At 63.9% G+C, this 9,678-nt stretch carries 9 protein-coding genes; all 9 read right to left on the bottom strand.

The window, feature by feature from the left end:
• Window positions 1-219: 219 nt before the first annotated feature.
• Genes HX811_RS06955 through HX811_RS06915 form a run of 9 tightly spaced genes read right to left on the bottom strand, consistent with a single transcriptional unit; the run spans window position 220 to window position 9,589 of the window.
• Window positions 220-1,197, bottom strand: coding sequence for a LysR family transcriptional regulator (locus tag HX811_RS06955; RefSeq protein ID WP_003211527.1), 978 nt, complete (start codon window positions 1,195-1,197; stop codon window positions 220-222).
• Window positions 1,198-1,248: 51 nt separating this feature from the next.
• Window positions 1,249-2,184 carry a peptidylprolyl isomerase gene (locus tag HX811_RS06950; protein ID WP_177009735.1) on the bottom strand — a complete coding sequence of 312 codons (936 nt, stop codon included), beginning with the start codon at window positions 2,182-2,184 and terminating at the stop codon, window positions 1,249-1,251.
• On the bottom strand, window positions 2,181-2,669 hold the full coding sequence (locus HX811_RS06945) for a YbjN domain-containing protein (RefSeq protein WP_177019718.1): 489 nt from the start codon (window positions 2,667-2,669) through the stop codon (window positions 2,181-2,183). Before HX811_RS06945 ends, HX811_RS06950 begins: the two co-directional genes overlap by 4 nt.
• A gap of 20 nt (window positions 2,670-2,689) precedes the next feature.
• The gene (locus tag HX811_RS06940) at window positions 2,690-3,316 is read right to left on the bottom strand and encodes a hypothetical protein (RefSeq protein ID WP_008430322.1); all 627 of its coding nucleotides are present in this window, start codon (window positions 3,314-3,316) and stop codon (window positions 2,690-2,692) included.
• A 17-nt stretch (window positions 3,317-3,333) separates the two neighbouring features.
• The gene (locus HX811_RS06935) at window positions 3,334-5,031 is read right to left on the bottom strand and encodes a putative porin (protein WP_177028761.1); all 1,698 of its coding nucleotides are present in this window, start codon (window positions 5,029-5,031) and stop codon (window positions 3,334-3,336) included.
• A gap of 41 nt (window positions 5,032-5,072) precedes the next feature.
• A complete protein-coding gene (locus HX811_RS06930) occupies window positions 5,073-5,780 on the bottom strand; it encodes an energy transducer TonB (protein ID WP_177009737.1) in 708 nt (235 codons plus the stop codon).
• Window positions 5,781-5,783: 3 nt separating this feature from the next.
• The gene (locus HX811_RS06925; protein WP_003211540.1) at window positions 5,784-6,209 is read right to left on the bottom strand and encodes a biopolymer transporter ExbD; all 426 of its coding nucleotides are present in this window, start codon (window positions 6,207-6,209) and stop codon (window positions 5,784-5,786) included.
• Window positions 6,210-6,220: 11 nt separating this feature from the next.
• The gene (locus HX811_RS06920) at window positions 6,221-8,020 is read right to left on the bottom strand and encodes a DUF2341 domain-containing protein (protein WP_008430331.1); all 1,800 of its coding nucleotides are present in this window, start codon (window positions 8,018-8,020) and stop codon (window positions 6,221-6,223) included.
• Between the two features lie 24 nt (window positions 8,021-8,044).
• On the bottom strand, window positions 8,045-9,589 hold the full coding sequence (locus tag HX811_RS06915) for a ShlB/FhaC/HecB family hemolysin secretion/activation protein (RefSeq protein ID WP_371132377.1): 1,545 nt from the start codon (window positions 9,587-9,589) through the stop codon (window positions 8,045-8,047).
• Window positions 9,590-9,678: the final 89 nt, after the last annotated feature.

The raw sequence follows: 9,678 nt of genomic DNA, 5'->3' as shown, positions 1-9,678 counted from the left end.
CATTCTGGATGAACGCGGCGCTCTCAGGTTTTTCGCGAGCAAGCCCGCTCCCACAGAAAAGCAGGAGTGCGGGCATGCCGAGCCTAGGCGAGGCACCGAGTGGTGGGGCAAAGCGTTTTTTGGTTACTTTTTTAGGCGTTTGTAAAAAAGTGACCCGCTGTAAGAGCGGAACCATAAGTAGCCGTTACCGCAGCAACGGATATGTACTCAATCAATCAATCAATCAAACCACTCCCCCCGCTCAAGAAACGTATTCCGAATCATCTCCACCACCCACCCCACCTCCAGCGGATGCCGCACATCAGCACTCACCCCCATCCAGACCTGCCGCTGCATCCCCTCCAGAAACACCCCATCCAACGCCGTCAACCCACGATCAAAACAACTCATGTACCGCGGCAACAACCCAATACACGCACTGCACCGAATCATCTCCAGCATCAGCGGATACGCTTCCACCCGCACCACCCCCGCCAGCCGCTGCTCCACCAGGCTGTTCCACGGCCGCAGCGCCTCCACCTGCCGATCCGGCTGCCACTGCACCAACATATAATCCGCAAGGTCTTCAATGCTGTCCGGCCGCACCGCCAACCGCGAATACCGCTTGGCAATATGCGGCGAATAATCCAACCGCGCCAACACCTCCGGCGCCCCAATGGCAAAACTCGGCCCCGCCCCCGGCGAATCCATCCCCGACAACCACACCACCACATCCGCATCCAGCGCCTGCAACCCCAACTCGCTGTCGATGGAAATGATCTCCAACCGCACACTCGCATTGCGCCGCAACAGGGCAATCAGGTCCCGCCCCAGAATGTCATGCAGGATCGACTCGGCAACCGCCAGCCGAATCAACGGCTGCTCCAGCACCGGCAAGCGTCGCTCATGCGCCAGGGCAATCAACTGCGCCTGCAACTGCTGCCCTTCACGACTCAGGGCAAGGACATTGCCCTGATAGCTGAACAGCGAACGCCGCAGTTGCTCTTCCAGCTGCGCCAGGCGCTTGCGCAATTGCGTGGCCTTGATGTTGAGGCTGCGAGCCGCCTGCATGAAACACCCACAGCGGGCGCTGATCAGGAAATACTGCGCCACCTCGGGCTCGATCGCGGCCGCCAGGGCCAGCCAGGCCTCGCGGGATTCGGTCGACGCACGATAAGGCGCGACGCCGTGGGGTACAGCCGGTTCAACAAATACCATGGGAGACTCCCTGTCTTGTGGGTACTGTGCATCCAATGCGGTGATACGGTTTTACTCCAGCACCTTGTTCAGCTCGGCGCCGTCGATACTCAAGGTCGCGGTATTGAGCATGCCTTCCAGGTAGGCCTTGGCAATCTGCTCCTGGCGTTGCGCACGCAAGGCCTCGGTCAGGCGGCCACGCAGTTCATCCAGCGTGGCCGTGCGCGCCGGTTGTTGCCCAGTGAGTTTGAGCACGTGAAAACCCGCCGCACTCTGCACCGGCTCCGACACCCCGCCCGTCTTGAGCCGCGCCACCACACCGCGCATTTCAGGCACCAATTGCTGCAATGGCTGCATCCCGGAATCGCCACCGCGCCGGGCGCTGTCGGGGTCCTGGGAATACTGGCTGGCCAGGGCGGCAAACTCGCCCGGCGAGGCCTGCGCCTTGCGGCTCAACTCCTGGGCCTGGCGGCGCACATTGTCGACGGTTTGCGGGTCGCTCACGGCCAGGAAAATCTGGCTGACCTGGTACAACGGCGGCGTCACCCATTGTGCCTTGCCGCTGTCATAGGCTTGCTGCAATTCAGCGGCGCTGGGGTAATCCGTCGGCACCTGGCTGACCGACAACATGTAGTCGCGAAATACGATCTGCTCGGTGGCGGCGCGGGTCTGTTGCTCCACCTCCGGGCGCTGCCGCCAGCCCTGGGCATCGGCCTGTTCAAGCACGGCCTTTTGCGCCAGGCGCGAACGCAGCCAGGTTTCCAGGGCGCTGCGGTTGCCACGCAACTGCTCGCGGGTTTCCGCCGGCAAGGCGGCCAACACCGACTTGAGTTCGGCGAGGTCGATCTGCTGGTTGCCCAGGCGCGCCACCGCCGGCCCGTCCTTCACGGCCACCGGCGCCGGCTGCTGGGCTGCGACCGGGTCACTGCCCGGCCGCAGGCTCAACCCCACCGCGACCGCCAGCACCACCAGGGCGCCAGCGCCGACCACCAGGGTTGGTTTCTTCACAGGGCAGGCGCCTCTTCACGGGCATCGACGGCAGGCGCGGCGTCGGCCTGGGCTTGAAGCTGGGCGGCTTGCTGGCTGTATTCACGCAGGTAGACGATGAATTCCTGCAGCAGGCGATCCCACAATTCCAGCTGATTGCGCAAGTACGGCGCACCCACGCCGGCGGCCACCACATCCATCTCCATCAGCAGGAACTCACCCTGCAACGACAACCGCGCAAAACGTCGGGAAGCGTTCCAGACCTGGGCCAGCCCCTCGGGCAATTCGCCCTGCACCCGCAGCGCGCAGCTGTAGGTGAAGTCCACGTAGCTGCCCTGCTCTGCCGCCGGGTTGCCCAAACGCACGGCGAAGCCGATGCCCTGACTTGCGCTGAGCAATTGCACGATGCCGTTCTGCTCGGTCTGGTTGACTCGGTAGCCGGCTTCCTGCAGCAGCTCGGTCAAGGCTTGCGGGGTCACGCTGGTGATCAGTTGTACGTCGCTCATAGGGGTCTCTTCCTTGTCGATCAATGATTAGTGACGGTCTGTGGAGCATCGAACCGATTAAGGTAAAGGCCGTCACCAAAACCCTGGGCGAGTTCCTCGAACTTGACCCGGGTGCTGCTGGCGAACGGTTGGCGGATGCTCATCACGTCGGCCACGTCGATTTTTTCGTAGGCCGTCAGCAACTGCTGGGCCACGTCGTACATCTGTTGATTCTTGACTGAACATTGCTGCACTTGTGTGTCACGTTCCGTGAGTTGCGCCTGCAAGCGTGCGCGCTCGGTTTCTTTGCCCCGGGCGATTACCAGCAAGTCTTCATAGGCTTTCTTGAACTTGCCCACCTGCTCATTGCTCGCGGCCACCTGGGCCTGGGCCTGGCTGTGCAGACTCTGTTGCTGGCCCACCAGTTGCTCGGCCACGCCACGGGTCTTTTCCAGTTCGGCGGTCAGTTGCTTGACCTGCGCCTGGGCCTGCTTGGCCTGGGTTTCGGCGGCGATGCGTGCGGCACTGGCCTGGGCCTGCTCGCTTTGCAGCGCCTGCAACTGCTGGGTGGTGCTGCGCAGCTGAGTGCGCAGGCGCTCCTCCATACCCTCAGCCGAAGCGCCGGTGGTAACGAGCAGTAGAAGCAGGCCGCAAATTCGCGTGTTCATGAGCTTTCTCCGGCGCATCAGAAGCGCGTGTTGAGTTCCAGTTGCATGACATCCACTTCAAACGGCGCGCCATACACTTCGGAGGCGCTGAGCCAACGGGCACTGGCGTAGATGTTCTTGTCGAGGCCGTAGTTGGCGCCGATGAAATAGCCCTTGGCGTTGGTGCCGCCGAGGTGGAACGAGGAGTCGTTGAAGCCGTCCGGCAAGGCATCCGGCTGGATGTATTTGTAGCCGGCCAGCACGTTCCAGTCGCCCTTCTTGCGCATCTCCAGCGCACTGCCGAGGGTGAACTGCACCAGCAGCGCATTGCCGCCACTTTCAAACTGGCCGTCGCTGTTGAGGTTGTTGACGATCTGGCCTTCGCTGCGCTTGAGCATCTCGCCCTTGTCGTAGGCCAGGTTGTGGATGAAGTTGGTCTGGCTGCGCAGCTTGAGGTCTTCCGGCAGCTCGCTGTCCCACGCCAGGTTGAGGTCCAGCACATTGAACTTGGACGCCAGGCCGACGAATTGCGGTTGCGGGGTCAGGCCAGGCGTTGCCGGGTTGGGGGTGATGTCTCGCAGCAGGAACACGCTGTTGCCCTTCTGCATGAAGGCCAGGCGCGTGCCATCGGTATCGCACGCCGGCTGGCCGGCCCACGGCGAGCAAGGGCTGGAGCGTTCGCCCTGGATATCGCCGAAGTGGTAGTAGGCCATCGAGCCCTTCAGGCTGTTGCTGCGGTTGATCTTCCAGTCGGCGCCGATCTGCCCGCCGAACAGCCATTTGTTTTCGCTCTCGTCCTTGTCGAAGCCGTTGGTGGTGGCGGTGTCGGGGCTGTATTCCACCGGGAACGCGCCGAGGGTGCCGAACAGGCCCCAGTCGCTGTTGAGCTTGTGGTTGAAGATCGCCGCCACACCGTCGAAGTTGAGGTCGCCGGAATACATCATGTCGGTGGAATAGAACGGGTTGGCAAAACGTCCGGCGGTCAGGGTCATGTAGTCAGTGGTCTTCCAGGTGAGGTAGCCCTGGTCGAGCCAGATGTCTTTCTTGCCGAAGCCGCCGCCCAGGGTCTGGGTGGTGGACACCGGGTTGTTGTCGTTGCCGGTGCCGAGGCGGATGCCGGCGGTCCATTCCGGCGAGATCACGGCTTTCATGCCCAGGCGGGCGCGCAGGCGGAACAGGTTCTCGCGGTCTTCGCGGGTGTTGAGCAGCGGCGGCAATTTGGTGTTGGTGTTCTTGTTCACGTCGTAGGGGCCGCTGTCGTTGAGCTTGGCGTAATCGACGATTTCATTGCTGTTGTTGCCCGAGAAATAGCGCGACTCATCCCGCAGGCGAATATCGCCGTCGAAGCTGATGCGCGAGACCCACTCCGGGAACGTGTTGGGCTGGGCCCAGTTTTCCTGCTTGGCGGTGGCCATGACCTCGGCCTTGACCTGGTCGCGAATCTGGTCGCGCACCGCTGCCGGCACGTACTGCACCCGCACATCGCCGGGGGCCGCAGTTGGACCTGCCGCTACTGCCGTGGCGGTGCTGGCCTGACGTGCCTGCTGAGCCTCTTTTTCAGCCTGGGCGATCAGCCCGTCGGCCTGTTCCTGCTTGAGCACACCTTGCTGCACCAGCAGGCGGATCAGGTTGATCGTGGCGTTTTCCGAAGGCGCGGCGGCGGCCGTCGCCTGGCCGACCAGGGTCGCGATGACCATGCCGACCGCCAGGGTCAATCGATTCACGTGGGAAATCATCTGCACACAACTCCTGTAGAAAACTGCAAAAAAGGGTTCGATCAATCCGGGCGCCGGCCCTTGAGGGACAGGCGTACCGGCAGGGTCATTGAGGCGGGTGTGCGTTCCTTCAGCCGCGGTGTGGCACGCAACGCGGCCAGCACCTGGGCGTCGGTGTCGGCGTCGCCGCTGGACTTGGCGAGCTCCACGCGCGTCACCTCGCCGTCTGCGCTCAGCCACAGGTCGGCCTGCACCGTGTAGGCCTTCTTGCGCAGCTCCGGGTCTTCCCGCAGCAGGCGCTGGAACACCCCGGCCAGGTACTGCTTGAACGTCCCGGTACCGAGCCCGCCACCACCGGAACCGGCCATGCCGCCGCCCTTGCCGGCACCGATGTTGAAACCGTCGGTACCGGACTGAGCGTCGCCGTCGATCTGCATCGGGTTGGCCAGGTCGTCTGCTGGCGAAGGCGGTGCCTCTTCCTCGGGCTTGACCTCGTCGGGGGTCGGCGTGGGTTCCGGCTCGGGGATTTTTTCCTGCACCTCGGGCTCCGGTTCCTTGGGTTTTTCCGGCGGCGGTGGTGGCGGTGGCGGCAACGGAATAATCGTCGGCACCTTGGGCGCTTCACGGCGCACGCCACTCATGTCATTGGCCCACTGCCAGAGAAACCAGGCAGCCACGGCGCCCAGCAGCAGGCCAATGCCCCACTTCAGCGGGCGCAATGGCGGCTTGTTCTTGAGCGGCGTCGGCGTGATCGGCATCTGTGCGGTCATGACTCAGCCCTGGCTCGGTTTGCCGGTGACCAGCCCGACCTGGGACAGCTCCAGGCGACGCAGCAGGTCGAGCACTTCGATGACCTTCTGGTACTGCACCATGGCGTCGCCGCGCACGATCACCGGGAAGTCCGGGTTCAGCGCTTTCTCGATGCGCAGGCGCTCTTCCAGCTCAGGCAAGGTCACCGGGTAAGCGTCGAGAAACACCTGGCCGCCATCGTTCACCGAGATGGCCTTGGTCTTGGCCTCGGACAGCGATACCGAAGCACTGGCCTTGGGCAGGTGGATCTGGATCCCCGAGACCTGGGCGGTGGCGGTGAGGATAAACATCACCAACACCACCATCAGCACGTCCACCAGGGGCGTGATGTTGATGCTGTCGACGGGTGCGTCATCGTCATCGTCGTGGGAGGCATTCACGGAAGCCATGCTGATTCTCCTCAGGCCGGGACGTGGGCGTGGTGGTCGCGACGGTGCGCCGCTTCACTGTGCTGGCTCTCGCCGTGCATCTCCGCCAGGCGGGTGATGAACTCGTCGACGAACACACGCATGTCGGCGCTGACTTCCTTGTTGCGGGTAATCAGGCGGTTGTAGCCAAACAGCGCGGGGATCGCGACAAACAGGCCCATGGCCGTGGCCAGCAAGGCCGCCGCCATACCCGGGGCGATGGCGTTGATGTTCACGTCGCCGGCCATCGCCGTGCCGAGGAACACCACCATGATCCCCAGCACGGTGCCGAGCAGGCCGATATACGGGCCACCGGCAATCGCGTTGGAGAGGGTCGAGAGCTTGGCGCCGAGCTGCTGGTTTTCCCGGGTGCGCACGCCGTCCATGGAGCAGCGGATGGCTTCGATGGTGGCTGCCGAGACCGACGAGGTGTCGGCGCCCTGGGCGCGGCGAGTGCGGATTTCCTTGACCGCGACCCGGTACAGGCGCCACAGCGAGGAATGGGTCAGGCGCTCGGCCAGCAACGCGTCGTCGTAGTACATCTCCAGGCGCGTACCGATCTGTGCGAATTGCTCGCGGAAGATATCGTTGGCAGCACTCACGCGACTGACCTGGCGGTTCTTGCGGAGCATGATGAACCACGACTGGAACATCATCCCCACCAGCACCAGGATGATCACCCAGGCATCCACCGGCACCGCCTTGAGCAGGAACCCCAGGCTGCCGAAGCCGAAGCCCGACTGTTCTTCATCCACGCCATAGGCCACCAGTTTCGATTCGGCGCCCTGGGCCGTGGCATCGGCCAGCAACAGGGCTGCCGGGCGCGCGACCTTGGACAAGCGCAGTTCGTCCATGGCCCCGGTAAACGGCAGGTGCCCGCCGGCGGCTTCCGGCAAATCGGCACCGATGGCCAGTGGCGAATTGAACGCCGGCATCGCCACTGCGAGGGTCGCGGTCTCACGGCCGTTGACGTACAGCGAGACCTTGTCGCCCTCGGCGGTGAACGCCAGGTGCTGCCATTGGCCGGGGTTCAGCGGCTGGGTCGAGACGGCGCGCTGGCCGTCGATTTCAATAAACGGCATGCCCTGGTTCAAGCCCAGCAACAGGCTGTGGGCGCCCTCGCGACGGGCCACCACCACTTGCTCGCCGCTGGCCTGGTCGACCCGCAACCAGGCGCTGAAAGTGAAGGCGCCGCCCGCTGCGTGTTGCAGCGACGGGCTGGCTGGCAGCAGCAACGGCTGGCCACTGAACTGCAAGGCCCGGCCGATCACGCCGTCGATGCTCGCACCGGTGGCGTTCACGGCAGTGTTGCCGTAGGCCGTGGTGTCCCGGGGCGGCGTGCCGTTGGCGCCGTCGAAGTGGTAGAGCGCGGTGTAGTTCGGGTCGAAGGTCAACTGGCCGTTGGCGGTGGCCGGCGCCTTCTGGTTGCCGTAGTACATCCATAGGTCCTGGCGCTGGCCGCCTTCGACCTTGGGCACATCGACCCAGATCAGCGCCATGCCCATCAGCGGGTCGAAGCTTTCGATCTGGTGGTTGAACACGGTCTTGTCATCGGCGCTGACAAAGCGCAGGTCGGCGCCGTCGTCCTTGACCCCGTCAAAGCTGAAGTTGCCGGTGTGCAGGCGCACCAGCAGCGCGGTGCGGCCCAGGGCCTGGCTGATGGCTGCGCCCTGGGAGGTGGTGTCCACCGTGATCTGTTTACGGTAGTGCCAATCGTCCTGCCACCAGGCATGGGCGGTGGCCGGGAGCGCGAAGCCCAGGCAGATCAACAGGCTCAGAAATAGGCGTTGCATGTCAGGAGTCTCCGAAAAAAGGGGTCAGAAAGTCGCCTGCACACTGAAGTGCAGTCGCGAGTCCTGTTTCTGGGTATTTGGGCCTTCAAGCAGCGGGTAGCCCCAATCCAGGCTGCCGGACAACCACTTGCTCAAACTGGCGCGGGTGCCGAGGCCGACACTGGCCAGGCTGTATTCGTCTTCCTGCTCGGGCAGCGGGTCATGCAGGCGCAGGCGTGCGCCTTCGGCGAACGCGTAGAAGCGCCACTCCTGCACGTAGCTGCCGAGAAACTTGGCCAGGGACGGCGTGCGCAGCTCCTGGGACAACAGGTAGCCGTCGTCGCCGGTGCGCTCGGCGGCGAGATACCCGCGTACCGACGTAGCACCGCCGGCGGAATATTGCTCGTTGGACACCAGCGGCCCCGAGGCCAGCTGGAAGCCGGCCTTGGACGCCGACTGCCAGTCGTTGCCGAAGGTGTAGGTGTAATTCAGGTCACCCTTGAGCACCGCAAAACTCGGGCTGGCCTTGTCACGCTTGTACTGGAACTCCTCGGCGTCGCTGCCGTAGCCGAAGAACGCGCGGGTACCCACCACCAGGCTCAAGCCCAGCCCCAATTGCGACTGCTCGGTGTAGCGGTAGCCGTTGTAGCCGAAGGTCAGCGGTGCGTACTTCAGCGGGATATCGTCCGTGCTGCCGCCAAACTTCATCTGCTCCTTGAAGTCCTTGAAGTCGACCCCGGCAGAGAACGAATTGGCCCAATTGCCACTGGCCGGCAGGCTGTAGATCGCCGACACGCCGTAGGAATGGCCCTTGCCCAACACGTTGCTGCCGCCGATGGTGGCGATGTTGCTGTCGGACTGATAACCGGAGAACTGCAGGCTCCAGCGATCAGTCAGCGGCGCGGTGTAGGAGCCCGACCAGACCTTGGCGTTGTCGCTGTCCTGGGGTGCGGTGAAGTACGTCAGGGAAATGCTGTGGCCCAGTTGCCAGAGGTTGTCGTAACCCAGGGTCGCGACGCTGCGCAGCTCCTTGGTGTCGGCGCTGTAGTCGTTGTTCAGGCCGAGGCTGGCGTGCCAGGGGTTCTGGTCTTCCACCTGCAGGTCGACGTCCATGGTGCCGGGGCGCTGGCCTTCGCGGACCAGCGGCGTGACCTGCCGCCCGGCGCTGCGATTGAGGCCGGCGAGTTGGGTTTGCACGCTGGCGAAATCCGGAACCGCGCCCTCCTTCAAGCCGGGTACTTCGTCGCGGATTTCCACCGGCGAATAGTGCTTGGCGCCGACCACGCGGACGCGCCCGACCTTGGTTTCGCTGACCTGCAGGTAGACGATTCCGTCATCGACCTTCTGCTCCGGCAGTTCGACGAACACCGACTGATAGCCGCGTGCCTGATAGATCTTCTGCAAGGCATCCCGGGCGCCTTCGATGTCGGCGAGGGTCTTTTGCGGGCCGAGAAACGGGTACACCGCCTCTTCGATCGCACGAGCGTCGAGCACGGTGTTGCCGCGCACGAAGTACTCGTTGACGTCCACCAGCCGTGCCGGAGGCTCGGGCTGGGTGCCCTGCTCTTCGGCCTGTACCGGTTGCGCCAGTGCACCCAGCGTCAGCCAGCACAGCGCCAGCGTTGATTTGAACAGATGCTCCACACCGCCCCCTGGTCTACTAAGAATGATTGCCGTCG

Origin of the sequence: Pseudomonas sp. F8002 (genome assembly GCF_013385495.1) — a bacterium.
Classification (GTDB): Bacteria; Pseudomonadota; Gammaproteobacteria; order Pseudomonadales; family Pseudomonadaceae; genus Aquipseudomonas.
The sequence above is the reverse complement of the archived record's forward strand: the minus strand, read 5'-3'. Positions and strand labels throughout refer to the sequence as shown.

Excerpts from the sequence above, each read along its gene's own strand:
- HX811_RS06955 (WP_003211527.1), bottom strand. The coding sequence starts at position 1,197 with ATGGTATTTGTTGAACCGGCTGTACCCCACGGCGTCGCGCCTTATCGT.
- HX811_RS06945 (WP_177019718.1), bottom strand. The coding sequence starts at position 2,669 with ATGAGCGACGTACAACTGATCACCAGCGTGACCCCGCAAGCCTTGACC.
- HX811_RS06940 (WP_008430322.1), bottom strand. The coding sequence starts at position 3,316 with ATGAACACGCGAATTTGCGGCCTGCTTCTACTGCTCGTTACCACCGGC.
- HX811_RS06935 (WP_177028761.1), bottom strand. The coding sequence starts at position 5,031 with ATGATTTCCCACGTGAATCGATTGACCCTGGCGGTCGGCATGGTCATC.
- HX811_RS06930 (WP_177009737.1), bottom strand. The coding sequence starts at position 5,780 with ATGACCGCACAGATGCCGATCACGCCGACGCCGCTCAAGAACAAGCCG.
- HX811_RS06925 (WP_003211540.1), bottom strand. The coding sequence starts at position 6,209 with ATGGCTTCCGTGAATGCCTCCCACGACGATGACGATGACGCACCCGTC.
- HX811_RS06920 (WP_008430331.1), bottom strand. The coding sequence starts at position 8,020 with ATGCAACGCCTATTTCTGAGCCTGTTGATCTGCCTGGGCTTCGCGCTC.